18 protein-coding genes are annotated in these 24,898 nt (G+C 64.3%); 8 read left to right on the top strand and 10 right to left on the bottom strand.

The window, feature by feature from the left end; translation table 11 throughout:
- Positions 1–14: 14 nt before the first annotated feature.
- The gene (locus tag L0U83_RS02300) at positions 15–1,262 is read right to left on the bottom strand and encodes an oligosaccharide flippase family protein (RefSeq protein WP_233880093.1); all 1,248 of its coding nucleotides are present in this window, start codon (positions 1,260–1,262) and stop codon (positions 15–17) included.
- A gap of 331 nt (positions 1,263–1,593) precedes the next feature.
- Here L0U83_RS02300 and L0U83_RS02295 point away from each other — a divergent pair, with 331 nt between their 5' ends.
- A complete protein-coding gene (locus L0U83_RS02295) occupies positions 1,594–2,904 on the top strand; it encodes a glycosyltransferase (protein ID WP_373320956.1) in 1,311 nt (436 codons plus the stop codon).
- Positions 2,905–2,967: 63 nt separating this feature from the next.
- On the opposite strand, the gene L0U83_RS02290 is transcribed toward L0U83_RS02295, so the two are convergent.
- Positions 2,968–4,131, bottom strand: a complete 1,164-nt coding sequence (locus L0U83_RS02290; RefSeq protein WP_233880089.1) for an acyltransferase family protein — start codon at positions 4,129–4,131, stop codon at positions 2,968–2,970.
- 314 nt (positions 4,132–4,445) lie between these two features.
- Here L0U83_RS02290 and L0U83_RS02285 point away from each other — a divergent pair, with 314 nt between their 5' ends.
- From L0U83_RS02285 to L0U83_RS02275, 3 genes are all read left to right on the top strand, one after another.
- Complete coding sequence (locus tag L0U83_RS02285; RefSeq protein WP_233880087.1) at positions 4,446–5,843, top strand: O-antigen ligase family protein; 1,398 nt, start codon at positions 4,446–4,448, stop codon at positions 5,841–5,843.
- Positions 5,840–7,069: a glycosyltransferase gene (locus tag L0U83_RS02280; protein ID WP_233880085.1), complete on the top strand. Its 1,230-nt coding sequence runs from the start codon at positions 5,840–5,842 to the stop codon at positions 7,067–7,069. The genes L0U83_RS02285 and L0U83_RS02280 overlap by 4 nt, the downstream gene beginning before the upstream one ends.
- Positions 7,070–7,336: 267 nt before the next feature.
- Entirely contained in the window at positions 7,337–8,485 is a 1,149-nt protein-coding gene (locus tag L0U83_RS02275) for a polysaccharide biosynthesis/export family protein (protein WP_308445040.1), read from the top strand.
- A 90-nt stretch (positions 8,486–8,575) separates the two neighbouring features.
- Here L0U83_RS02275 and L0U83_RS02270 read toward each other — a convergent pair whose 3' ends face one another.
- Complete coding sequence (locus tag L0U83_RS02270) at positions 8,576–9,283, bottom strand: DapH/DapD/GlmU-related protein (RefSeq protein WP_233880083.1); 708 nt, start codon at positions 9,281–9,283, stop codon at positions 8,576–8,578.
- 228 nt (positions 9,284–9,511) lie between these two features.
- Between L0U83_RS02270 and L0U83_RS02265 the strand changes: the two genes are divergently transcribed.
- On the top strand, positions 9,512–10,108 hold the full coding sequence (locus L0U83_RS02265; protein WP_233880076.1) for a hypothetical protein: 597 nt from the start codon (positions 9,512–9,514) through the stop codon (positions 10,106–10,108).
- A 60-nt stretch (positions 10,109–10,168) separates the two neighbouring features.
- Here the strand turns inward: L0U83_RS02265 and L0U83_RS02260 are convergent, their stop codons facing one another.
- The 7 genes from L0U83_RS02260 to L0U83_RS02230 form a co-directional block, all read right to left on the bottom strand.
- Positions 10,169–11,545 carry a glycosyltransferase WbuB gene (locus L0U83_RS02260; protein WP_233880074.1) on the bottom strand — a complete coding sequence of 459 codons (1,377 nt, stop codon included), beginning with the start codon at positions 11,543–11,545 and terminating at the stop codon, positions 10,169–10,171.
- A 189-nt stretch (positions 11,546–11,734) separates the two neighbouring features.
- Entirely contained in the window at positions 11,735–12,694 is a 960-nt protein-coding gene (locus tag L0U83_RS02255; RefSeq protein WP_233880072.1) for a GDP-L-fucose synthase family protein, read from the bottom strand.
- 6 nt (positions 12,695–12,700) lie between these two features.
- Positions 12,701–13,819, bottom strand: a complete 1,119-nt coding sequence (gene gmd / locus L0U83_RS02250) for a GDP-mannose 4,6-dehydratase (RefSeq protein ID WP_233883628.1) — start codon at positions 13,817–13,819, stop codon at positions 12,701–12,703.
- 89 nt (positions 13,820–13,908) lie between these two features.
- Entirely contained in the window at positions 13,909–16,140 is a 2,232-nt protein-coding gene (locus L0U83_RS02245; RefSeq protein WP_233880070.1) for a polysaccharide biosynthesis tyrosine autokinase, read from the bottom strand.
- A 63-nt stretch (positions 16,141–16,203) separates the two neighbouring features.
- The gene (locus L0U83_RS02240) at positions 16,204–17,595 is read right to left on the bottom strand and encodes an undecaprenyl-phosphate glucose phosphotransferase (protein WP_233880061.1); all 1,392 of its coding nucleotides are present in this window, start codon (positions 17,593–17,595) and stop codon (positions 16,204–16,206) included.
- A gap of 41 nt (positions 17,596–17,636) precedes the next feature.
- Positions 17,637–19,172: a mannose-1-phosphate guanylyltransferase/mannose-6-phosphate isomerase gene (locus L0U83_RS02235; protein WP_233880053.1), complete on the bottom strand. Its 1,536-nt coding sequence runs from the start codon at positions 19,170–19,172 to the stop codon at positions 17,637–17,639.
- A gap of 90 nt (positions 19,173–19,262) precedes the next feature.
- Positions 19,263–20,267: a GlxA family transcriptional regulator gene (locus L0U83_RS02230; RefSeq protein WP_233880051.1), complete on the bottom strand. Its 1,005-nt coding sequence runs from the start codon at positions 20,265–20,267 to the stop codon at positions 19,263–19,265.
- Positions 20,268–20,895: 628 nt separating this feature from the next.
- Between L0U83_RS02230 and L0U83_RS02225 the strand changes: the two genes are divergently transcribed.
- From L0U83_RS02225 to L0U83_RS02215, 3 genes are all read left to right on the top strand, one after another.
- On the top strand, positions 20,896–22,881 hold the full coding sequence (locus tag L0U83_RS02225; RefSeq protein ID WP_233880043.1) for a hypothetical protein: 1,986 nt from the start codon (positions 20,896–20,898) through the stop codon (positions 22,879–22,881).
- A gap of 190 nt (positions 22,882–23,071) precedes the next feature.
- Entirely contained in the window at positions 23,072–23,524 is a 453-nt protein-coding gene (locus L0U83_RS02220) for a GDP-mannose mannosyl hydrolase (RefSeq protein ID WP_233880041.1), read from the top strand.
- A gap of 326 nt (positions 23,525–23,850) precedes the next feature.
- Entirely contained in the window at positions 23,851–24,855 is a 1,005-nt protein-coding gene (locus tag L0U83_RS02215; protein WP_233880039.1) for a GlxA family transcriptional regulator, read from the top strand.
- Positions 24,856–24,898 lie beyond the last annotated feature (43 nt).

The following is a 24,898-nucleotide window of genomic DNA, read 5'->3' as shown; positions in this document are numbered from 1 at the left end:
TGCTGAATCCCTGCTTATTTCTGCCGCGAGACGCGATACAGCATCCAGGCCGCGCACGAGGCCAGCCCGAAGGTCATCGACCATGCCACGCCCGTCACGCCAAACAGATGCAACGAAGGCGGCACGGAAACGATGAGCGTCACGACCTGAAGCAGCGACGCAACGGTGACGGCACGCGCGTCGCCAACGGCGCGCAGATACGAGGCAAGCACCGAATTCAACGCGCTGATCGCCATGTTGATGACGAAGATGCGAAAGAGCGGCACGGCCGACAGCCACGCCGCGCCGAGCACGAGCGAGAAGAGCGGCTCGGCGGCGAAGCGCAGCACGATCACCACGCACGCCAGCCCCGCCACGGCCACCATCAGATACAGCCGGAACAGGCGCGCGGCCGATTGCGCGCCGCCGCGATGATGCGCGGCGAACGTGGGAAACAGATACTGTGACATGGCGAGCGCGGCGTCGGCGAGCAGCATCTGCGCGAGCTTCGAGGACATCTGCCAGGCGCCCAGTTGTGTCGGCCCGAGCAGTTTGCCCACCACCACCTTGTCGAACTGGTTGGTGATGAGGATGATCACGCTGCTCGCCCAGATCCAGCGGCTGAAACCCACGTAATGGCCGATGCCCGACCAGCGCAGCCGGATCGGCGGACGCGGCGAGAGCGCGATCCACGTCACGACGCTCTTGAAGGCCTCGCCGATCATCATGCCGAGCAGCAGCGAGTACGGACCCGCACCTGCGAGCGCGAGCCCAATGCCGAAGCCGCAGTCGAGAAACGCAGACGAGACTTCGATCGCCGCAATATGCTGGAAGTGGCGCTCGCGCTGCGTGATGAAATACGCGGGCGAAGCGAGTCCGCGCAAGAGCGGCAGCAGCGCAGCAAGCTGCACGAGCCCGATGGCGCCGCCGAGGTGGAACTGCGCGTCCATGAGCGGCGCGCTCGCGACGAGCAGCACGCCGATGAGCAAGCCCCGCGTGGCGAGCGTGGTCCAGACGGCGCCGGCCTCCGCGCGCGTTGGCGGCGACTGGCCCTGGATCACGGCTTGCGCGAGCCCGGTGTCGGAGAGCGCTTCGGCAATCGCAACCGCGAGCAGCGCGACGCTCGCAAGACCGATTGCGGACGGCCCGAGAATGCGCCCGATCACGAGGAACTTGACGGCCACGAGGCCGCGCACGACGACCTGCTGCAACAGCACCCAGGTCGCCGCGCCGGGTCCGAAGCCGGCCTTGATCGGTATTGCTGGCAGCCGCATGGCGCGCAAAATACATCTCCTGTTTTCGATCCCTGAGTCGGAGCTTCGGCTCCTGTTCCCAGTTCCCTTCACGCATGTTTGAGAACGCGCTTTTTGTCACCCGTTCTGGACCTTACCGCGCCCCAGTTGCCACGACGCGCCATCAACCAGGCGGATTCGGACGGGGCGGCCATCCGTGGGGTGGCGAGCCCCGTCCAGACCGCGCAGGACGCCCTCTCATGAACACTCAATCAATCGGCATATCCCCAGGCATATTCGGCCACCCTGCTCCGCAATCTGGCGCATACCGATTGCGCACCACTGCTATTTTGTTCGTAATAATGCTCATCGGGCCTGCCGCATGGAAAACGTGTCGATCGCCAGATATCGCAATGCCGACCCCAAGACCCCGGACGCCGCACTGTCCGACGCCGAGGCCGACACGCTCGTGATGTCCGAGCCACCCGGCGTGCGCGCATCGGCGAGCGGCGACTGGATCGCCATCATCGAGCCGAACTTCACAGGCCACCGCTGGCGCTACGTCGAGTGGATCGCACAGGCGTGCGTGGAAGCCCGGCACCGCTGCCTCGTCGTCACCGATACGGAGTACGCGGACCATCCGCTCGCGCAACGCATCATGCGCGAGGCGCGGCCCGATCTGCGCCTCGTGCTGCTCGACCTGCACACTGTTCCGCCCGGCCCGCATTTCGCCGCGAGCGTGTACATGCGCTTTCGCAACTTCTATGCGCGCGCCTTCCGGCAGATCAGCAAAACGACGCCCGTGCGGCTCGTCGTGGCGCCCTATGCCGACTACTTCTTCTACACGCTCGCGGGATTCGACTCGCCATTCGGCGAGACACCGTGGATTGCCATCGTGATGGGCATGACGTTTCATCACGCGGGCATCGGCTTGCGCACGCCGCGCCGGCGCTTCGTCGACGTGGCCAAGTCGGCGCTGTTTCGCCGCGCCATGCGCTCGCGCGGGTTGCGCGAACTCTTCACGATCGACCCGACGCTGCCCGACTGGTTCGCGTCCACGAAGCCCCAGCGCGCCGCGCCGCTCAGCTATCTGGCCGACCCCTTTCCCGAAATCGAGGGCATGGATCCGCGGCTCGCGCGCGCGCAACTGAAGCTCGACGCGCATACGCGCTATCTGCTCGTGTACGGCGCGATAGGAGAACGCAAGGGCATTCGCGAACTGATGCTCGCACTCGAGCAAAAGCCCGACGCGCCGCGCCTCGTCATCGCCGGCCAGCAGGATGACGAAACGCGCGCGTTCATCGACCAACACGCACCGCGACTCGCGAGCGCGCCGGTGATCTTCAACCAGTTCATCTCCGACGAGATGGAGCGCGAACTCTTCTCCGCCTGCGACGCCGTGTGGCTGGGCTACAAGCAGCACTACGGCATGAGCGGCGTGCTCGTGCAGGCGTACCGCTTCGGCAAGCCCGTGGTGGCCAGCGCCGATGGCCTGATTGGCTGGTATTGCCGCGACGGCGCGCTCGGCCCGCTTCTCGACGACCTGGAGCCTGCCACGATCGCGCACGCGCTCGATGCCCTCGCGCAGCGCTGGCGCGAAGGTTCGGACGCCCCGCAGCCCGCGGGAGAGCACATCCTTTCGAGCAACACGCTCGCACAGTTCAAGCACACGCTGCAAGCCGCGATGGCGTGAGCACGGGCAAACGCTTAGGCAAACGCCAACAACTAATCAGCAGACCAAATCAGTTCGACCCGCTCACGCAACGCCTTCGATCTTGTTGTCCGCCGCGCTCGCGTTGGGGCGCTCGGCAACAACGGCCCCGCGCTTGTCGGGGAACATCGCGTCGCGCAGCCGCAGGAACGGGAACTCGACGGCGCGCGTGGTGAGATAGCCCAGCACCGCAGCGATGAAGAACTGCGCGACGATCACGACAGGCCAGGCGGCGAGCGGCGGCACGCCGAGCGCGCTCGCCTTGTGGATCAGATAGTCGCCGGGCGCGAGCGCGAGCGAATGCCAAAGGTAGATGCCGTACGAGTACAACCCGAGCCAGGCAAGCCCGCGATACGCCCACGTCGTGCGCAATCTGCCCGAATGTTCGAGCACGAGCATGATGAGCGCGCAAAAGCCGATGGCCTGGATCGTGTAGCCAACGCTCTCGTCCAGCGCGACATCGGGCGTTGCGAAGATGAGCCAGGCGAAAAGCAGCCCCACCGCGCCCAACAGCCAGCGCTTCTTCGCGACGAGCATGCGCCAGACTTCGGGCTTCATCCAGTAGATGGTCGCGAGTATCACGCCGATCAGCAGGCTGTCCATGCGGTACTGCGTGTAGTTGAACGCCCCGACGAGATCGCCGTGCGATACCGCGATGCAACGCGCGCTCAAGACGATCGCGCACAGGCCCGCCATCACGGCGATCAGCGCATTCGCGCGCAACCGGAAATGTGCGAGCAGGATCAGCAGTGCGGGCAGGAACAGATAGAAGTGCTCTTCGACAGCGAGGCTCCACGTTTGCGCAATGGAGGTGCCGAAATAATTCTGCATGTGAGTGAGGTTCTGCCAGAGGAACGTATCGGGCCGATGGCGGCCCGCCAGCAGGTGAAAGAAAATCAGCGCGTAGTACGCAGGCCAGATCTTGAAGAGCCGCCGCACGATAAAACGGCGCGCGCCGATGTGGCCCGTTTGCGAGTACTGGCGCAGCAGCAGGCCGCCCACGAGGAAACCGCTTAGTGTGAAGAACAGGTTCACGCCTTCGTGGCCGAAGCTTTTCAGCGGGTACTCGATCACACTCACCCACGGATGGCCCGTGCGCACCGTATGGAAGTGGTAGCCCATCACGACAAAGATCGCGATGCCACGCACGAAGTCGAGTTCGACGGAACGCCCTTTCGTCGACGGTCTCACTCCGTCTAGTAGCTTCATGACCTTTTCCTCGCTTTCGTCCATGCCGGATTCTTACGCAAGGCAGACGATGAAAAACTTACTCCTGCCGACCCCATCATGAACACAGGCGCCGTGCAGCGTGCGCCAAGTTCCCGCCGTTCTCGGCCAGGTGTGTGGGCGAAACCACAGGCCAAATCAGAATTTTTTTCCTGCCGCCACAACCCTGCCGCTTCCCGCCACGCGCATGCGCAAGCCGCTTGCGGCGTTTTATATTGAATCGAGCCAACGCGTGCGGCGCGCATGGATTTTGCGCTACGTATGCGACCCTATGCACCGCACCGGGAGAAACGCCGATGCGAAACAAACATGCTGCTCTGTGGCTCTGGGTGTGCCTTGTGCCTCTCGCTTTCGACTATAAGGCCCCGGACTCCCAGTTCGGCCACGGCGCGCAATGGCTGGCCGTCATTCCGGCCCTGGCTGGCGCGCTCATTCTTGCGATGATCGGCCCGCGCTTCGCGCGTCCGAGCCGGTTGCGCTCGTTCGTCACGGGCGCGCTCGTGGCGAGCCTCGTCGGCAGCCTCATTGCGCAATTGCTGCAGCACAACCCGGTTGGCCAGTACCTGCGCGTGATGCTGCCCTTCCTGCTGTTCGTGCTCGGCTACTGGGCCATGTGCCGCCCGTGGCACCCCATTCGCGTCATGCAGATGCAGCGCGCGCTTTATTACTCGAACGTGCTGTGTCTCGTGTTCACGTTCTTTTTCGGCTTGCTGGCCGTAGGCGGACCGCTCTCCGACATCCGTTTCCGCATCGTCTCGCCGACCATGCTCGCGCTGCAGGCCATGCTGCTGCACCAGTTCATCGTCGCCCGGCGCTTCAACATGTCGATGGTAGTCGTGTTCCTTGCCACGCTCGTCGTCGAATTGTTGAGCGTCACGCGTAGCCTGCTGATCGCGACCGTCCTGCTCGCCATGTTCGCGGCGTGGCTCGCCTCGCCGTCGTTCAGCCATCTGATCAAATCGTTCTTCCGCACGGGTATCGCGCTTTCATTCGTCGTGGCACTGGGCGTGGGGACAGCGTGGCTCTTCCCGTCCATCACCGAACACTGGACGCAGCGCGTGACGGCCGCGCAAAACTCGGAGTCCGACCGCGATCCGACCACCGTCACGCGTATTGCGGAAATGCGCGACCAGTACGATCAGGTCACCGAATCGGTGGAGTCGGTCCTGTTCGGCAAGGGTTACGGCCACCTCTATCGCTACTCGCCCATTTACTTCCAGTACGTGAACCAGACGTTCAGCAAGGACGATTACTTCAACACCAGCGACTGGGTGGCGGGCCACAACTTCTGGGTGTATCAGCTCTACGCCGAAGGTATCGTGTTCGGCGGCTGCATGCCGCTCGCGGTGATCGTCGCGCTCATCGTCGCGGGACGCGCATTCAGGCGATGGCGCCGCATTGCGCCGCGCCACCCGATGCTCATGCCGCTCAGCATGGCGCTGCTCGTGCTCGCCGCACTGCCGGGCGCGTCGATCGGCGGCAATCCGCTTGGCACGCGCTTCTCGGGCCTCGTGTACGGCCTCGCGCTCGGCCTCATCGTCGCACTGTATTCGCAGCTTCATTACCGCATTGACCTGCAACGCAAGCGCCAGCGCCTGCACCCGTCCTACGGGCGCGAGCCTGCCTTCCGACCCACGGCGCCCGCGGCGGCGCCGGTGCCGCTCACCACGTATGCGACCCCGGAGCCCCGATGAAAATCCTGCACCTCGTATCCACGGTCGACCCCCGTTCGGGCGGCCCGATTGAAGGCGTGCGCCAGAGCGGTCTCGCGATGACGGCGCTCGGTCACCAGATCGAAGTGGCCTCGCTCGACCCGATCGACGCGCCTTATGTGCGCGAATTTCCGCTCCCGCTCCACGCCTTGGGCCCGGGCCGCGGACACTACGGATACAACCCCGGCTACGTGCCGTGGCTGCGCGCGAACGCGAGGCGCTTCGACGCGGCGATCGTGCACGGACTCTGGCAATACCATGGCTTCGGCGCGTGGCGCGCGCTGCGCCACGCCCAGGTGCCGTATTACGTGTACACGCACGGCATGCTCGATCCGTGGTTCAAGGCGACCTATCCGGCCAAGCATCTGAAGAAATGGGCTTACTGGCCGTGGGCCGATTTTCGCGTGCTGCGCGACGCCGCCGCCGTGATCTTCACGACCGACGAAGAACGCCTGCTCGCGCGCGAATCGTTCTGGCTTTACCGCGCGAACGAGCGCGTCGTGCCGTTCGGGACCAATCCACCCAACGAGGACCCGGACACGTTGCGCGAAGCCTTCCTGCAACAGTCGCCGCATCTGCGCAACAAGCGCATCGTGCTGTTCCTCGGGCGTCTGCACCCGAAGAAGGGTTGCGACGTGCTGGTTCACGCGTTCGCCGAACATGCGCGCCAAACGCCGGATGCGCATCTGTTGATGGGCGGCCCCGACAGCAGCAACTGGCAGCCCGCGCTGCAAGCGATAGCGCAGTCACACGGCATCGCGCACCGCATCAGCTGGCCTGGCATGCTGCAGGGCAACCTCAAGTGGGGCGCGTTTTTCGCCAGCGACGTGTTCGCGCTGCCATCGCATCAGGAGAACTTCGGCGTTGCCGTGGCGGAGGCGCTGGCGTGTGGGCTGCCCGCGCTGGTCTCCGACAAGGTGGGCGTATGGCGCGAGATCGATGAGGATGGCGCGGGTTTCGTCGCACCCGACACGGTCGCCGGCACGCAGCGGAACTTCGCGTCATGGCGCGCGCTTGACGAACGCGCACGCGACGCGATGCGCGCGCAGGCACGGCGCACGTTTGACGCGCGCTTCGCGATGGACGGCATGGTGCGCTCGCTGCTCACCTTGTTGCAGGAACATCCGTCGCACGCGGGCGCAAGATTTCGCCCAGAGCGCCCGATGAGCACCATGGCGCAGGGCGAGCCCGTGGAGCAAACCGAATAAGCGGAAAAAGAAGGCATCAGATAGCGGTAATCGTAGGGATTGGCAGGGGTGACGAAGCAACGCAGCTGAAGCGTCATAACGAGTCAAACGATGAGCCCGCGTTGCACTTTCGTGGCGATGTGCGAATCCTGTGAGTAAGGGGGCAACACTATGTTAAACAGCACACCTGATTGTTCTGGCGGCGAGACCGTGGATGCAACTGCAGCAACCGCGACGCAGCCCGCGCGCAGTTTGCGCAGATTGTCGGCAGGCCGCGTACGGGCGGCCATGTCGGCAATGGTGGCCATCGCGGCGACCGCGGCCCTGCTTGCGGGCTGCGGGCTCTCGCCTGGCATGTCGGCGCCATCGAGCGTCACGCAGGCGAAGGCCGCAACTGGCACCGCGCGCACGGGCGGCAACGGGGATCAACCGCCACCGGGCGCGCTCGTCGAGATCAACAACGAACTGGTCGCGAAGCAAGCGGCGGAGAGACCGGCGACGGTCCCGACCAACGTCCAGTCGTTGTTCGGCACGCCCAAGCCCTACACGCTCGGACCCGGCGACGTGCTGAGCATCGTCGTGTGGGATCACCCCGAGATGAACCTGCCATCGGCCGGCGGTGGCGGCGGCAACGGACAACAGGATCAGAGCGCGAGCCAGGTGCAGTCGGGCTATACCGTCGACTCGACTGGCGCAATCCAGGTGGCCTACGTGGGGCCGATCCACGTAGCGGGGCTCACCGAACTGGAAGCGCGCAACCTCGTGGCGAGCAAACTGGCCTACTACCTGAACAAGCCACAGGTGACGCTGCGCATCGAGTCATACCGCAGCCGGCGCGTGTATGTGGACGGCGAAGTGCGCACGCCTGGCCTCATGGTGCTCAACGACATGACGATGTCGCTGCCCGAGGCGATCAACCGCGCGGGCGGCTTCACGGCGTCGGGCGACCGCTCGCGGGTTAGCGTGACGCGCGGCGACAAGACGATCATGGTGAACATTCCCGACATGATCAAGGAAGGGGTGAACCCGGACAAAATCCTGCTGCAAAACGGCGACCTCGTGCGCGTGTATTCCGCGAACGAAAGCCGCGTGTTCGTGCTGGGCGAAGTCGGGCACCCGGGTCCGCTTCCGTTCGATAACGGCCACCTCTCGCTGAACGACGCGCTTGGCAACGCAGGCGGCGTCAGCCAGGGATCGGGCGACGCCTCGCAGGTGTACGTGGTGCGCGGGCAGAAGGAAGGACACCGCACGGTCTACCACCTCGATGCTTCGACGCCGGAAGCCATGGCCACGGCCGACGAATTCGAGCTGAAGCCGAACGATGTGGTGTTCGTCGATGCCTCGGCGCTCGTGAAGTGGAGCCGCGTCATCAACCTGATCCTGCCGAGTACGCAGGCAGCCGCTGCGGGCCGGGCGGTGGGTTACGGCGGGTACTAACAGGTTGGGGTTCGTGTGGGTATGAGCAGGCCTTCAGGCCTGCTCATACCGCAAATGAACCAGCTTGAAACTGGCCGGCCTGGAGCCGCCTTATGCCTTGGGCGGCTTGCTTTCCTCAAAGCGCCAGCGGATGAAGCGGCACGGATTGCCGCCATACACGCCGCCGGCTTCCAGAGATCGATGCACGACCGAGAGCGGCGTGACGACCGCCGAGCGTCCGATCGTCACGCCCATTTGCACCACGCATTTCGACGAGACCCACGCGCCGTCCTCGATCACGATCGGCGCGACGTGCAAGTCCATGTTCGTGCGCATGTCGTGCGATCCGGCGCTGAGAAACGCCCCCTGCGAAATGCAGACGTTCGAGCCAATGCGGATGGGCGCCTGGTTGTAAATCCACACGTCCACGCCGATCCAGCAGTTGTCGCCCATCTCCAGATTCCACGGTGCCTTCACACGCATGGGGTGCACGAGACGGCACCCCTCGCCGACCTTTGCGCCAAACAGGCGCAGCAAGCCCACGCGCAGCGCGGAGAGCGGCAGCAGACGATTGTCGAGCACGCAGGTCTCGACCAGATACCACGCGGCCTGCACGAGCTTGCCCCGGCGCGCGACGTAGTTGCCCTTGCCCGCGCGGCTCAAATCGATGACGTGGATTTCCGCGCTCGCGGACTGCGCCGCGGCTGCGGCTTGCGGCGGCGCGACGCCTGCGGACGGCGCCTCGCCAGCGCCATCCCTGCGACCAGCCGCGCCGACGTTCCCTTTGAGGGTCCCTAAACCTTCGACCGCTTCCGCCATGAACGCTCCTTGCCCATCCGGGTCGGTTCTGTGTGCTTCCCAGCTTGCCGCGAGCCCTTGCCGAACGGACAACGGGCCGCATCAAGCCACGATTTCATTATCGGGCGGCCTGCGCATCGACTCTCGCGCGTGGCCGACACGGCAGGGGTTTTGGCGCAGCGGGGCGACGCAGCGTGGGCAACATGAAGGCTTGACGCCGCATGATTCGCGGCGCGCGGGATCCATGCCATGTCCAGTTTTTATCGTCATCAATTTGCGCCTTACGTGCTCGCGGCCGCACTGCAAGCCGCTTTTGCCGCTTGGCCGTGCGCGGTCTTGGCACAAAACGCCCCGCCCGGCGTCCCGGCCGGTAGTTCGTCCGCTACTGCGAGTAACCAGGGCGACACCCTGACCAACGCCGTGCAGCGCCAACAACTCGACGAAGAGCGCCTGCTTGGCGGCCCGGGCACGTCGGGTAACCCGTACAGCGTGACCCCGTACAACAGCAACGGCGCTTCACCAGACGACGCGCAAGACGCGCTCACGAACGAAAAGCACATGCACGTCGTCACTCCAGGGGATTACGCAGCGAGCGCGGCGAACGCCACGGGCGGCAGGGTCGACAGAGGCGGCGCTTCGGGAAGCGGCAGGATCGGATCGAATGGCAGGTCTCGCGCCAGCAACGCTATGGCGAAGAGTTCGGCAGGCGGACATCGGTCGACCGCCGGGTATGACTACGGCGCCAGTGAAACCTCTCCGACCGCCCAGGTCTATGGCAAGCCGTACAACAATCCGTACGGGTCGCCGGACCAAGCCAACTCGGAACTGTACAAGTCGCCCTGGTAGGTTCTGCTAGCGGCACAAGGCAGCACCCAAGGCCACAAACGCGGCCTTGGGTGCCGTCGATCACACATCGGACTGCTCGACCTCCGGCAACGTCGATCCGCCTTTGCCTGCTCGATGCGCAGGCTGACCCGCGCCTTGCTGCGCCGCAGAAGCGCCACTTGCCGCCGACTGCGGCTCGATTTGCGTCTGCCCTTCCGGCGCGGCACCCGTACCCGCGAGGGCGGCAAGCCGCGCTTCGAGCACATCGAAGATCGCTTGCGGCGACAGCATTCGCTTCGCGTAACGCCGTGCGGCACGGCCAAGCGCTGCGCGACGCGCGGGGTCACCGGCCAGTTCGACGATCGCCGCAGCCAGCGCCTCGCCATCCTCGGGCGGCACGACGATGCCGTGGTCCGAGACCACGTCGAAGAGACTCGTTCCGGGCCGCGCCATGGCGACCACCGCACGGCCGCTCGCGAGCATGCCGGTGAGTTTCGAGGGCATCACGAGGTCGGCGGCGTCGTTGCGTTGCGGCAGCACGTGGATATCGGCCACGTTCAGCAGTTCGTTGAGCATCGAAGATGGCTGCAGCGGCAGCACATGACAGTTCGAGAGCGGCTCGCAACGCGCCAACAACTCCCGCTTGGCCGCTCCGTCGCCGCAGAACACGAAGCTGATATCCGTGCGCGCGGCGAGCGCCGTTGCGACGTCCGCGAGGATTTCGATGCCCTGCTTCGCCCCCATGTTCCCCGAGTACAGCACGACGGTGTTGTCCTGCGGGATGCCAAGGCGCCGCCGGAACGCGCTCGGATACGGCAGCGGAAAGATCACCTCGGTGTCGACCCAGTTCGGCAGGCACACGGCGCGCGAGGCGTCGACGCCCTTGTCGATGGCGCGCTCGACCATGCGCCCCGAAATCGACGAGACGGCGTCGAAGCGCCGCAACAGCCAGCGTTCGCCGGCGAAGGCCGCGCGCCCGAGACGCGACCCCTGGCCGCCCTTGAGCAACCCCAGATCGAATGCTGCATCGACTTCGAAGTCCTGAATATGCAGCCAGCTGCTCGCGCCAACGGCGCGCGCGAGCATGAGCGCGCCGGGTGCGCAAAAGAGTGTCGGCACGATCTGCATGACGGCCTGGGGCCGCCACGCCGCGAGCCGCGCAAGGAGCGGCAGCGACGAAAGCGCGAAGCTCGCCAGATGCACGATGCGTTTGAAGCCGCCCTGCTGCGAAGGCACCCACAGCGGCGCACGCCACACGCTCACGCCGCGCAAGGTTTCGCGCGTGTAGCGCCCGGCGCGATAGCCGTCATGCACGCGCCACTGCGGGTAATAAGGCGGCGCGCAGATGACGCGCACCTCATGGCCGTGCGTCGCGAGCAGTTCCGCCATTTCGGCTGTGTATTTGCCGACGCCCGTCACTTCGGGCGCGTAATTCAGTCCGTAGATCAGGATTCTCATTGCGTTGCTTCCGTCCCTGAACTGCTTTTGAACTGCTTATCGACCGCTTTCATTCGTCTCGCGCGCCGAGCGAAAAAAAGCGGGCGTCGTGCATCCGGTCCGCGCACGACGCCCACCACCAACCAGACGCCTCTTCCCTTTCATCCCTGGAGCCGATTGCTTCAAAGCCATCGGTCCCGGCAGGCCACATCAAGCCCGCATGCCCGCCTCGTATGCCGGCGCGGCATAGGTTTGGAGAAAGTCGTCGTAGGTGCGGGCGAGCCCCTCCTGCAGGCCAATGTGCGCGTGCCAGCCCAGATCGCCCAGACGCGACACGTCGAGCAGCTTGCGCGGCGTGCCATCGGGCTTGGTCGAATCGAATACCAGTTCGCCGTCGAAGCCCACCACGTCGCACACGCGCTGCGCGAGGTCATGGATCGACAGGTCCTCGCCAACGCCGACGTTGTAGACGCCATCGCCGGTCTCGTGCTCCAGCACGAAGATCGTCGCGTCGGCGAGATCGTCGACGTGCAGGAATTCGCGGCGCGGCCTGCCTGACCCCCAGACGGTCAGCGTGCGCTGCCCGTTCCTGCGCGCCTCGTGTGCTTTGCGGATCAGCGCGGGCAGCACGTGACTGCTGCCGAGGTCGTAGTTGTCGTTGGGACCGTACAGGTTGGTCGGCATGAGCGAGACGAAATGCGTGCCGTACTGCCGGTTGTACGCTTCGCAGAGCTTAAGGCCCGCGATCTTCGCGATCGCGTAGGCCTCGTTGGTCGGCTCGAGCGGCGAGGTGAGCAGATAGGTTTCGCGGATCGGCTGCGGGCATTCGCGCGGATAAATGCATGACGAGCCGAAGAACACGAGGCGCTGCACACCCGCGTTGTACGACGCCCGGATCACGTTGGTCTCGATCGCCAGGTTGTCCCAGGCGAACTGCGCAGGCTGTGTCGAATTCGCCAGGATGCCGCCCACGCGCGCGGCCGCGAGCAGCACGGCGTCGATGTTCTCGCCTTCGAAAAAGGCATCGACCGCGGCCTGATCGGTGAGGTCAAGCTCCGCGTGAGAACGCGTGACGAGGTTACGGTAGCCGTGCGCCTGCAACGCGCGCACGAGCGCTGAGCCCACCATGCCGCGGTGGCCGGCAACGAAGATTCGGCAGTTCTTGTCCATGGCGTCTCACTCGTGATGTTCGAGAGCCTTGAAGCCGGCCAGCGTGACGAGCGCGTCGCGCCGGGCGGCCTGATAGTCGGCTCGTACCATTTCCTTAACGAGCGCGTGAAACGAGGTGGCCGGCTTCCAGCCCAGTTTCTCCTGCGCCTTGGAGGCGTCCCCAAGCAGCGTCTCGACCTCGGCCGGGCGGAAGTAGCGCGGATCGACACGCAGGATCACTTGACCGGCTTCGAGCCGCATCTCGCGCGAGTCCACGTGGTCGACTATACCGACCTCATCGACACCGTTGCCCTCGAAACGCACCGTGATGCCCAGTTCCAGCGCCGCCGCGCGCACGAAGTCGCGCACGCTGTATTGCACGCCCGTTGCGATCACGAAGTCCTCGGGCTTCTCCTGCTGGAGCATGCGCCACTGCATGTCGACGTAATCGCGCGCATGGCCCCAATCGCGCATGGCCGAGAGGTTGCCAAGATAGAGTTCCTTCTGCAACCCGACGGCGATGCGGGCAATCGCACGCGTGATCTTGCGCGTGACGAAGGTTTCGCCACGCTGCGGCGACTCGTGGTTGAAGAGAATGCCGTTGCACGCGTACATGCCATAGGCCTCACGGTAGTTGACCGTGGTCCAGTACGCGAAGAGTTTCGCGACCGCATAGGGGCTGCGCGGGTAGAACGGCGTGGTTTCGCGCTGCGGCACTTCCTGCACGAGCCCATACAGTTCGGACGTCGAAGCCTGGTAGAAGCGCGTTTTCTTTGCGAGGCCGAGAATGCGGATCGCTTCCAGAATGCGCAGAGCGCCAAGGCCGTCCGCGTTCGCGGTGTACTCGGGCTCGTCGAAAGACACGGCCACGTGGCTCTGCGCGGCGAGGTTGTAGATCTCGTCGGGCGCGATCTCCTGGACTACGCGCAGCAGCGCCGTAGTGTCCGTCATTTCGCCGTGATGCAGGTGGATGCCTGGCCCCGAATCGTGTGCATCGCGATACAGGTGATCGATGCGGTCCGTGTTGAAGAGCGACGAGCGGCGCTTGATGCCATGCACCTCATAGCCCTTGTTCAATAGCAGTTCTGCCAGATACGAACCGTCCTGACCGGTGATGCCGGTAATCAAAGCAACTTTACTAGCCAGTGCCATCGTACTCTCCTCGCGTGCGCGAAATGGGATTCGGTGGTTTTCATCATCGACGGCTGGCCCGAAAACCGGCCGTCAACCTGCTTCTATCCTGAAACGCTTTCGTAACCGTAATAACCGCCGCGATACCCGCCGCCGATGAATGCGCCGGTCTTCGGCACGTCGGTGAGCAGCACGCCACGCAGATTCACGCCGCCAATGCGCAGGCGCTTGACTGTTTCCTCGAGCTCCGAAATCGGATGCCGCCCATGGCGGATCGCGAGAAGCGTCGTACCCGCGTAGCGTCCGATCACCGTCGAGTCGGTCACCGCGAGCACCGGCGGCGTATCGACGATCACGAGGTCGTACTTCGCGCCCAGTTCTTCGAGCAGCGATTCGAAGCGCGGACTCATCAGCAGCTCAGATGGATGCGAGTGCAGCGAGCCCTTGGCGAGCACGTCGAGTCCCGGCAGCACCTCGTGCTGGATCGCGCGCTCCAGCTCCGCGCCGAGCAGCACGTCGGAGAGGCCCGGCTGGTGCGCAATGCCGAAGTGCGAATGCACGTCGCCGCGCCGCATGTCGCCGTCGACGATCAGCACGCGCTTGTTCACCGAGGCGACCAGCGCGGCGAGATTGACCGACAGGAACGATTTGCCGATGTCAGGGCGCGAGCCCGTGAGCATCACGATGTTGTTGCGCGCGTCGTTGAGCGTGAGCTGCAGCGAGGTGCGCAGGCTGCGCACACCTTCCACCGCGACGTCCTGCGGATTCTGCTGCGCGAGCACGTGCAGCCCGCGCCGGCGCGACGACACGTGATGCTGCAGCCGCAATTGTTGCGGGCTGCGCGGCACCACGGCAAAGACCGGCACGCCGAGCGCGGCTTCGAGTTCGTCCGGGCGCTCCACGCCGCCGTACAGCGACTTGCGCACGAACGCGACGAGCACGCCCAGCACGAGGCCCGTGCCGATCGCAAGCGCAATCACGAGCAGTTTCTTCGGGCGCACGGGATCATCCGGCGCTTCGGCGAAATCGACTACGCGCACGTCGCCCACCTGGCCCGCGCGCGCCACACGCAGTTGCTGCGCACTGTTCAAGAGGCTCGTGTAAAGCTCCGTGCTCACATGCACGTCGCGCAGGAGCCGCACGGCGGACTGCTCCGTATCAGGCAGTTGCGCCACGTTACGCGTGAGTTGCGACTGCGCGGCTTGCAGCGTGCCGATCTGCGCGTCGAGCGCCTGAACGGCCGGGTGATGTTCGGTGAAACGCTGCGCGAGTTCGGCGCGTTGCTGGCGCAGATCCTCGAGACGAATCTTGTTGTCGCTCACCTGCTGAAGCAGCAGGCGGCTTTCTTCGCCGAGATCGACGGTGCCGTGCTCGTTACGGAACTTGTTGTACTTCTGCTCGGCCGCATCGACCTGCGAACGCAGTTGCGGCAACTGGTCGTCGAGGAACGCGAGCATGTGTTCTGCTTCGGCCGAGCGGCTGGCGATGTCCTGCTTGATGAATTCGTGCGCCACGTTGTTGAGGATCGCGGCCGTCGTCTTGCTGTTGTGGCCTTCGAGACTCGCGCGGATCACGCCGGACTGGAGCCCGACTTCCTGGATTTCGAGCGCGCGCTCCAGCCGGTCGACGGTGGTGAGCGTCGAGGCGCGCGTCAGCAGGAAAGGCGTTCCGGGCGGCCCGCTCAAACTGTCAACGTGCAGCGCGATCGGCCCGACTGCCGTATTGGCGCTCACGTCCTCGCCCACGCGGCCTTGCAGGAGCGGAATGCCGTCGGGGTCGCGCAGCGTGAACGTGCCGGGCTCGTCGCCGGCCACGACCGTGAAATCGCGCTCATACATCGCTTCGGGCGTATCGAAGCGCGACACCTTGATGTCGCCGCCACCCCATGCATAGCCCGACGGGCGCACGAACCCGGGCAGCTTCTGCGCCCAGGGCGAGCCGAGGATGCCGGAGAGCAAGCCGCCAATCACGGGCATTTCGCGCGGCCGCGCAGAAATGTCGAGGTGCAGCTTGCGCACCGTTTCCTCGGTCACATTGCGTGACTTCAGCATTTCGATCACGCCGTTCGCGGTCGACTTCTCGTCGAACATGCCCGTGAGCGGCGGCAGGCTGCTGTCCTTCTTGCTCGCGTCGCCCTTGTCGACGAGGTGGAACAGCACGTCGGCACGATAGGTCGGCGTGGCGAGGAAGGCATAGGCCGTGCCCAGCAGCGTGACGGCGAGCGTCACGATCGCGATAGCGCGCCAGTTCGCCACCATCGTTTGCAGGTAGTCGCCTAGGTATCGCTCGTCGGCGCCTGCTGCGCCGTAGTAAGCGCCGTCATAATTCATCGCCATCTTGCTTCTCCCGAAACCTGGTGTTGCTTGCTGGTGATGCTTTGCTCGAATGCGCCGCAGCGCTCAGTACGCGTTGCGGCCAACCAGCCCGTGAACGATCGTGGCCGCGATGATGCGCATATCGAGCCAGAACGACCAATGGCCGAGGTAATACAGATCGTGCGCTACGCGCATTTCCATTTTTTCGAGGCGATCGGTTTCGCCGCGAAATCCGTTGACCTGCGCCCAGCCGGTAATGCCGGGTTTGATCCGGTAGCGGTTGATATAGCCCTTCACCACGCTCTGATAAAGATCGTCGTGCTCGAGCGCATGCGGGCGGGGGCCGACCACCGACATGTCGCCGCGCAGCACGTTGTAGAACTGCGGCAATTCATCGAGGCTCGTGCGGCGCAGGAACGCGCCGAGACGTGTCACGCGCGGGTCGTGGCGCGTCGCCTGGCTCACCGTGCCGGGCGCTTCCTTGTGCTCGCGCATCGTGCGGAACTTGTAGATCGTGAACACGCGGCCGTCGGCGCCCTTGCGCCGCTGCCTGAAAAACACCGGCCCCGGCGAGGTAACCTTCACCGCGATGGCAATACCGATGAGCAGCGGCATGAGACTCACGAGCGCAAGCGCCGCGAACACGCGATCGAACATCGCCTTCTTGAACTGCGCGCTCGCGGGCAGCGGCGAGGCGACGAGGTTGATCGCGGGCACGCCGAGCAGCTCGATCACCGTACTGGTGTCGAAGAGAGCCAGCGAGCGCACGTCCGGAATGAAGCGGATATTCACGAGGTCGTTGCGAAACTCGCTCACGAGCCGCACCACCGTGCGCTCCTCGGCAAGCGAAAGGGCAAGCCATAACTCGTGCACGTCATGCTCGCGGATATGCTGCGCGAACGCCTCGATCGTGTCGCACACCGGCGCGTCTTTCTCGCTGGCGGGCCGCGCCGCATGCGGCGTCGTGTTGTAAAGGGCACTCGCGCGAAAGCCGGTGCCTGGCTCCGCACCGATGCGCCGCACAATTTCGTCGCACTGCGAAGCGGAACCCGCAATGGCGACCTGATGGAGATTCATGCCCGCGCGCCGCATGCGCGCAAGCACGCCGTGCGCGAGGAAGCGCCACGTAATGAGCAGACCGCCGGCAACCGCTGTCCAATAGGCGAACCACAGGCGCGAAACGACGTCGACATGATGCATCGTTGAATACATCGACATCAGCGCGCAGGCCTGCACGACGAGCCAGGCAAGCGACACCTGGCCCGCGAGCAGCGCCTTGGAGCGGCCGCGCCACGACTGGTAAAGCTCGAACGCCGGAAAGATCACGAGCGCGAACGCCGCGGCGAGCAGCACGAAGGCTTCGTTCACGCCGCGCGGCACGATATCTTCGAAGCGGATCTCCGAAGCCACGCTCGCGCCGATCATCACGGCAGCTACGTCGAGCACTCTAGCCATCAGATTTTGTAGCTCGCGCATGCTTTCTCCCTTTTTTCTCCCTGCAAGCCGTGCCGCTGCCCTCAACCGCAGCGGCCGTACGTATCGTCGAGACGGACGATGTCGTCCTCTCCCAGATACGCCCCAGACTGCACCTCGATGATTTCGAGCGGCACCTTGCCCGGATTTTCCAGCCGATGACGCACACCGAGCGGAATGTAAGTGGACTCGTTTTCCGTCAGAAGAAAGGATTCCTCACCACGTGTAACGAGCGCAGTGCCTCGCACGACGGTCCAGTGCTCGGCGCGATGGTGATGCAGTTGCAGCGAGAGCCGCGCGCCTGGCGTGACGACGATGCGCTTGACCTGGAAGCGCTCGCCGGAGTCGATGGAATCGTAAAAGCCCCACGGACGTTGCACCTTGCGATGCGAATCCGCCTCGGGAGCGCGCTCAGCCTTGATACGCGCAACGAGCCCCTTCACGTCCTGCACTTTCGAGCGATCCGCGACGAGAACCGCATCGGCGGTCTCGACCACCACGAGGTTTGAAGTCCCCACGCAAGCCACGAGCCTGCCATCGGAATGCGCGTAAGTTGCAACTGCCCCCTCGAACACCACGCGCCCGCGTCCAACATTGCCGTCTTCGTCCTTTTCCATTGCGGCCCACACGGCGTCCCACGAGCCGAGGTCGGACCAGCCCGCATCGAGCGCGACCACCACGCCCTCGGGCGTCCATCCGTTGCTGCCCGATAGCCGCTCCATGACCGCATAGTCGATCGAGTCCGCGGGCGCGCCCTTGAAAGCCTCGGTCGCCGGCCGGAACACGGCGCCGTCTTGCTCACCATCGACGAATGCGGCAAGGCACGCTGCGTGCATGTCGGGCTGCAGCGCGCGCAGCGAGTCGAGCCAGACGCTCGCACGCATCACGAAGATGCCGCTGTTCCACCAGTAGCCACCCTGTGCGATGTATTGAGTGGCGAGTTCGGGCGCGGGCTTCTCAACGAAGCCGTCGATGCGGTGCGCGCCGTCGGCAATCGCCTCTCCCACGCGGATGTAACCAAACCCCGTTTCGGGCGAGCGCGGCGGCACGCCCAGCGTGACGATTGCGCCGCGCTGCGCGTGGCGCGCGGCACATTCGAGCGCGCGCTGCAGGGCATCCGTGTCGGCAATCGCATGGTCCGAAGGCATCACGATCAGAATCGCGTCGTCACCGTTTGCGCACGCAAGTGCTGCACCGAGCGTAAGCGCCGGGGCCGTGTCGCGCCTCGCGGGCTCGACCACAAGCCGCGCGTCGATACCGCACGCATGCAACTGTTCGACGATCACGAAGCGGTGCTCTTCACCACATACGACGATTGGTGAACTCGCGACCTGCCAGTCTGACGAAAAGCCGTCGAGGCGATGCACGGTTGCCTGCAGCAGCGTATCGCTGCCCACCACACCAATTAGCTGCTTAGGGAAATGCGCGCGCGACATCGGCCACAAACGCGTACCAGAACCGCCCGCCAGCACCACAGGCACGATGCGCGTGCACGGTGTAATGTCTGCGCGCGCAGCACCCGGCTCGCTTTCTACGCGGGCCTGACTTTGTCCTTCATGAATCGACGACCTTTCATTCATCTTCGGACTCCTTCATATCGGGCAGGATCACTTCGGCTCGCGAATAGCGACCCCCGTTTGTAACGAAGTGCGACCGTTGTTACCGCGGCGTTACGAGACTGCTACGCCGGCCTCGCGGCGGCTTTGCTCGCGGTATTCGGTAGGCGAAATCATCATGCGCTTGCGGAAGATCTTGGCGAGGCGGTCGCCATTGCCCATGCCGGTGCGGCGCGCGATCTTGTCGACCGGCAATTCCGAATCGGTGAGCAGGCTGCAGGTAATGGCAAGGCGCGCGTGCAAAAGGTAATCAGATGGCGTGATGCCCATCTCGAGCTTGAAGCGGCGCAGAAAGTTTCGCTCGCTCATCGCAGCGACCTGTGCCGCGTCTGCTATCGAAATGGCGCGCTGACAGTTTTCCTGCAGCCAACGCGCGGCTGCACGCACTTTGTCAGCGGGCGCGCTGCCAAGCGCATCGCCGAGAAACGGCAACAGATTGCCGCCCGAATCGGGCATGAGCCGCTCAGTCACGGCGCGCGCAACATCCACACCCAGGTCGCGCTTGACCAGCGTGAGCGCGCTCTTCATCGACTCGAGCCGGTCGCCGGCGTCGCCGCCCGCTTCCTCGCGTCCCGTTTGCATCGCAAACGAGCCGAACTCGTGCTGCGTGCGCTGGCCGCACAGACTCGCCGCCTCGAGCAGTGAACGCCCTTCACCAATCGGACGAATGGTGCCGGTATTCGCATGCACGCGACGCAGCCATGCGACGAGACGTTCGTCGTTGGCGGCCGCGAAGGCGCCCTTTCCACCCGCCACGAACAGCGCGTCGAAACCGACGTAGTGGCGTGCATCGAGTCCGTCTGTCCAGACCCGTACCGAAGACGAGCACGTCACGTTGCCGCCATCGGCCGAAAGGATGCTTACATCGTATGGTGAGCTACGAGCGGTGTCTGTCGAGAGTTCGTTCGCTACATGAAACACTTCAGCCACAATACCGGCGCCGAGGAGCGAACAACCATCGAACAGCAGAATTGCGATATGACGCACCTCTCGACTGATGCCCGCGGTCACTAGATGCGGGCGACTGAACGACGGTAAATCCAGACTTGCGTACGCCATGCTTTTCCCCTAAACAATCCCCCGTACCAAGCGAAAAGTCCCGGTAATAGCATTTCGATAGCATTCCATGTGCAGTGCATCATATGCAGAGAAAAATTCCCGCAACGACGACTGACCGAAACTGGCGAGACATTGGCGCATTTAGTCCGGTCGAGGACCGTTTAGAAGCTTGGACGCCAAGTCAAATGACAAAAAGCAAACCGCGTGAAAGGCAATTTGTTCGATTACATCGACTTCGGCAAAAGTGCCGGATAACCGTTACAGGCCGGTATTTTCGCCATTGTTACGACAAAATCGTTCGATGCCTTCCGATCGATGCGTGCGCATGGGATGGAAGAGAAACGAGCAATAAAAGCCTGTGCCTCTATTCGTCTGATTAAATGATGTTTAAGAAGCTTTGCACTCGAATTTCGAGCACGCGAAACGCAGTTTAAACCTGTTAAATCATGTTTGCGCCGCACAATAAAAAAATTCACAAAAAGCCGCTTTATATGCTTGGACTCCGCGAGCACTGCACAACTCTCGCGCGGGGCTTCCAGGGAAAATTGCGCGAAAAGCCTGGAGGCTGGCGTCAAATGACTTGCTCGAACAACTAGGCTTACCCTTTCATGCTGTGAGGAACCTGCCAATGACATTGCGCCTAGCCCCTGCATCCGCGTTCATGACGCCTCGTTGCGCGCGCTGCTCGCGCGCCAGTTCATGGGTGCCGGCTGCAGCGCTCGTGCTCGGCTTCCTCGGCACCCTTCTCCCGGCAATGCGTTGCCGCGCCGCCGACACGCCCGTTTGCAGCAGCGCCGCCAGCCGCGCGGCGGCAGACGCAGGCGACGATCCCATCTCGGCCGACACGCCCGGCAGCGACGGCACGCGGCTTTTTCCGCGCGGCAAGAGCGTGCGTATCGAAGTGACCACGCGCGCCACGCGCGACGACAAGGTGCAATGGCAGATCACGGATACGTGGAGCCGCCCGCAGGCCAGCGGCAACTTCACGGTGGCAGCCGGCCCGCGCGTCACGTCGCTCACTTGCACGCTGCCGCAGGCAGGCTACTTCGCGTTTTCGGCGTCGCTGGCTTCGCAGCCCTCTGCGGGTTTGCCACAGCGCGGCACGCGGCCGGCCGGCATCACCACGTTCGGCGTGCTGCCCGATGTGAGCGCAGCACTGCCCGCACCCGTCTTTGCACGCCAGGACCTCCACCGCTTCGGTGGACAAGGCTCAGCATATATCGCGCCTGGCCAGCACTGCTGCGGCGGCGATGGCTTGCGTCCGCTTTACACAGACCTCGGCCTTGCTTGGGCCAACGACAAGCGCGGCTGGTACGTCATGGAACCGAAAGGTCCCAATACATTCGTTGCTGCCGCTTCCGAGCTCGATCTGCAGTTCAAGCCCGGCGACATCATGCGCTTGATCACAGTCGACGGGTTTCCCGCGTGGGCGAGTCCGAACGGCGAGGAGACCCACAGCTACGTGCCTTCGTCATTGGCCCAGTTGCGCGATTACATGTCGCGCGTAGGCGCGGAGTCCGCACGCATTCGCGCGCGCGTCTTCCCGCGCCAGGCGCACAACTACTATCAGGTCACATGGGAGCCCGACAAGGACGGCGGGCTGCCGTGGAAAGACACGGACGCGCATTTCGTCGATCTGTACAAGACCGTCTACGAGGGCATACACGCCACCGACCCGTCGGCGATCGTGATGGGCCCAACCTATGCAGGCGTGCAGGGCAACACGGAGTGGCTAAAGAAGTTCCAACCGCTTGGCATTGCTAAATATATCGATGGCGTGACGATCCACGGCTACTATGATTTCGGCACGAGCCCTTCGCATCCGCCGGAGCGTTTGTACGGTGCACCCGAGAAGGGCACGCTTTCGCTGCCCGAAGCCATGCGCGAACTGCGCGCGACAATGCGCGACATGCTCAAGCCCGGCGCCCCGCTCTTCGTGACCGAAACAGGTATTAGTTACGACATCGGTACGAACTACGCGGCAAACTATCCCGACGCGCAAACGCTCTACGCGCAGGGTGCGGTCGTGGCGCGCGCGCATCTGATCCTGCTCGGCGAAGGCGCGGATACCACGTTCATCTTCTATGGCGCGGATATGCCGGAGACGACGCCCGGCTATGGCGTCTTCTTCGAACTCGAGCATCCGAAGGGCATGTACGGCTCGTCTAACATCAGCCCGAAGCCTGCCGCGCTCGCGGTCGCAACCATGACGCGGCTGATCGACGGTACGTATACAGTTGGGCCGCTGCGCGGCACGCCTGCGGGCGTCTACGCTTACGCGTTCGCGCGTCCAGGCAGTAGCGGCAATAAAGACAGCAAGGGCGGGGGCAAGGTGATCACGGCGCTGTGGAGCCATGACAACGCGCGCTGGAGCGCGAAAACGGGCTTCGATGCAACGCGGGCAACGAACTACACGCTTCAGGTGGATGCGCGCGGGCGCTCGGGTCAGGTGAGCGTGTTCGACATGATGGGCAACCCGACCACGATGACTTACAACGACGGCATGCTCCCGCTGCGCCTGACCGAATCGCCCATTTATGTGGTGTCGGACAACGCCGATGTCGCCAGATCGAACGCGGTCACGCCCGCGGGTTACGTCGCGCCGAAGCCTTGAGCGCATGGGCGGCTGTTCGCATCTTGGCCCACGATAGCGAGACTTAGGCGGCTGTGGACAGTGCAACGCGATATTGACCCGCCTAGACTGCTCTTGAACGCGACGCCTGATTGTCATGCGCCGCGCGCGCAGCGGCTGCGCTCGAGACAATCATATCGACACGACCGACACCCCACGGATCCGCTCATCCATGCTGTCGCCTACCGAATTCCTCGAGGTGGTGCGGCTCGCACCGCTTGTCGGGATCGACCTGATCGTCGCTGACGCCGACGGCCGCGTACTTGTGGGCGAGCGACGCAATCGCCCAGCGCGCGGCAAGTGGTTCGTGCCGGGCGGGCGCATTCACAAGGACGAGTGGCTCGACGCCGCGTTCACGCGCATCGTCGAAACGGAGCTCGGGATTGCAGGCATGCAGCGCTCGGCCGCGCGTTTCGTCGGCGTGTACGAGCATCACTATCCAGACAATTTCGCGGCTGAGAACGGCATCGGCACACATTATGTTGTGCTTGCTTACGCGTTCACGCTGGACAGCACTGTGCCAGTCGGGCGCTTCGATCAGCACAGCCAGTACGCGTGGCTGTGGCCAGAGGAGTTGCTCATGCGCGATGACGTGCACAAGAGCTCGAAACAATATTTTTCCTGAAAACGCGTAAGTGCTAGACACGCCCTTTGCTTTGCCCGCGCGGCCTTCGTAAAGCCCACGCGTGGCGTGCGCGTACGCCCGTGTGCACCCGGCGGCGCCCATGCGCAACGCTCGATCGAGCCCAAGCCAGCCTGCCAGCGCATACCGAGCCATTCTGCCAACTTCTCGGCATTTTCAGACTGCGCCGTGCGTCAGGTGCTCACCGGCCTATCATGAATCCCGAGAGCGTGATGTGACCGCATGTAACAGCCCCACAGCCGGATCAGGGCACGCGGCGCAAAAACGCAACGTACTCCTGCGAATCCCTTCTGCGCGAGGAACCGGCCATGTACATCGACAGGGTGGTCTGCCGGCAAGCCGCTTTCCAGCCGCGCGGCGCTCACTTCAAGTTCGGACCCGTGGCCAAACGCATAGGCATCCTGGTTTTCGAGGGCTTCCCGCTCGGGGATGTGACCTTGCTCGCCGACGTGTTTCGTCTCGCGAACGATGCCTGCGCCGACACGCTTCCTGCTTATTCGATCGTCATGCTTTCCGAGCCTGGCGGCAACGTGGCCAGCGGCTGCGGCCTGCGGATATGGTCCGAGAGCCTGCACGGCCCGCTGCGCAGCGGCTTCGACACGCTGTTCATCGCCGGTGGCCCCGGTGCGATGGAGGCGCGCGCCAATGCGCGACTCATCACGCGGCTTCAGATGCTCGCGCCGAAGGTGCGCATCATCCGCGCACTCGGCGAGGGACGTGCCGTGCTCGCCGCCGCAGATGTGCCCTTCCTGCGCACGGGCGGCAATACTGCAAGCTCGGCGCAGCGCCTGCGCCGCGCGCTGGAAGCGCGCAACGCCGGCGCTTCGGTCGTGACGCCTTCCGAGGCGCTCGTTGCAGCGCTCAAGGTGGTCAAGCGCAATCACGGCGTGGCGCTTGCGCAGCGTGTTTCCGAGGACTCGATGCCGGGCTCGTGGGAGCGGCTCGGCCCCATGCTCGACGATGGCGAGGCGGACAGCGCAAACGGCAAGATCAACTCGGCCGCTCACTGGCTGCGCGAGAACTACCATCAGCCGATCTCGGTCGCCGACGCGGCGCGCGTCGCGCAGATGAGCATGCGCAACTTCCTGCGCCACTTCAAGACGCAAACGGGCCTCACGCCGTCCGAATATCTGCTGCGCACGCGGCTCGATGCCAGTTGCCTGTTGCTCGCGCAAACCAATCTTCCCATCGACGAAATTGCGCAGCGCTGCGGCGTGCCGCGCGGCGAGCGTCTAGCGCGGATCTTCCGGCGCAGGCTCTCGATTTCGCCATCGGGGTATCGCGCAGTAAACCGGAGGGCCTCGGGCGAGTGACTCCGGTTGCAAATCGATACATGATTTACGGCTGCACACACAA

Origin of the sequence: Paraburkholderia flagellata, assembly GCF_021390645.1 — a bacterium.
GTDB classification, from domain to species: domain Bacteria; phylum Pseudomonadota; class Gammaproteobacteria; order Burkholderiales; family Burkholderiaceae; genus Paraburkholderia; species Paraburkholderia flagellata.
The sequence above is the reverse complement of the archived record's forward strand: the minus strand, read 5'-3'. Positions and strand labels throughout refer to the sequence as shown.

Coding starts and splice junctions, on each gene's coding strand:
- L0U83_RS02240 (WP_233880061.1), bottom strand. CDS start 17,595: ATGCGCGAGCTACAAAATCTGATGGCTAGAGTGCTCGACGTAGCTGCC.
- L0U83_RS02215 (WP_233880039.1), top strand. CDS start 23,851: ATGTACATCGACAGGGTGGTCTGCCGGCAAGCCGCTTTCCAGCCGCGC.
- L0U83_RS02255 (WP_233880072.1), bottom strand. CDS start 12,694: ATGGACAAGAACTGCCGAATCTTCGTTGCCGGCCACCGCGGCATGGTG.
- L0U83_RS02225 (WP_233880043.1), top strand. CDS start 20,896: ATGACATTGCGCCTAGCCCCTGCATCCGCGTTCATGACGCCTCGTTGC.
- L0U83_RS02280 (WP_233880085.1), top strand. CDS start 5,840: ATGAAAATCCTGCACCTCGTATCCACGGTCGACCCCCGTTCGGGCGGC.
- L0U83_RS02245 (WP_233880070.1), bottom strand. CDS start 16,140: ATGGCGATGAATTATGACGGCGCTTACTACGGCGCAGCAGGCGCCGAC.
- L0U83_RS02220 (WP_233880041.1), top strand. CDS start 23,072: ATGCTGTCGCCTACCGAATTCCTCGAGGTGGTGCGGCTCGCACCGCTT.
- L0U83_RS02230 (WP_233880051.1), bottom strand. CDS start 20,267: ATGGCGTACGCAAGTCTGGATTTACCGTCGTTCAGTCGCCCGCATCTA.
- L0U83_RS02290 (WP_233880089.1), bottom strand. CDS start 4,131: ATGAAGCTACTAGACGGAGTGAGACCGTCGACGAAAGGGCGTTCCGTC.
- L0U83_RS02270 (WP_233880083.1), bottom strand. CDS start 9,283: ATGGCGGAAGCGGTCGAAGGTTTAGGGACCCTCAAAGGGAACGTCGGC.
- L0U83_RS02295 (WP_373320956.1), top strand. CDS start 1,594: ATGGAAAACGTGTCGATCGCCAGATATCGCAATGCCGACCCCAAGACC.
- L0U83_RS02285 (WP_233880087.1), top strand. CDS start 4,446: ATGCGAAACAAACATGCTGCTCTGTGGCTCTGGGTGTGCCTTGTGCCT.
- L0U83_RS02265 (WP_233880076.1), top strand. CDS start 9,512: ATGTCCAGTTTTTATCGTCATCAATTTGCGCCTTACGTGCTCGCGGCC.
- L0U83_RS02235 (WP_233880053.1), bottom strand. CDS start 19,172: ATGAATGAAAGGTCGTCGATTCATGAAGGACAAAGTCAGGCCCGCGTA.
- L0U83_RS02260 (WP_233880074.1), bottom strand. CDS start 11,545: ATGAGAATCCTGATCTACGGACTGAATTACGCGCCCGAAGTGACGGGC.
- L0U83_RS02275 (WP_308445040.1), top strand. CDS start 7,337: ATGTCGGCAATGGTGGCCATCGCGGCGACCGCGGCCCTGCTTGCGGGC.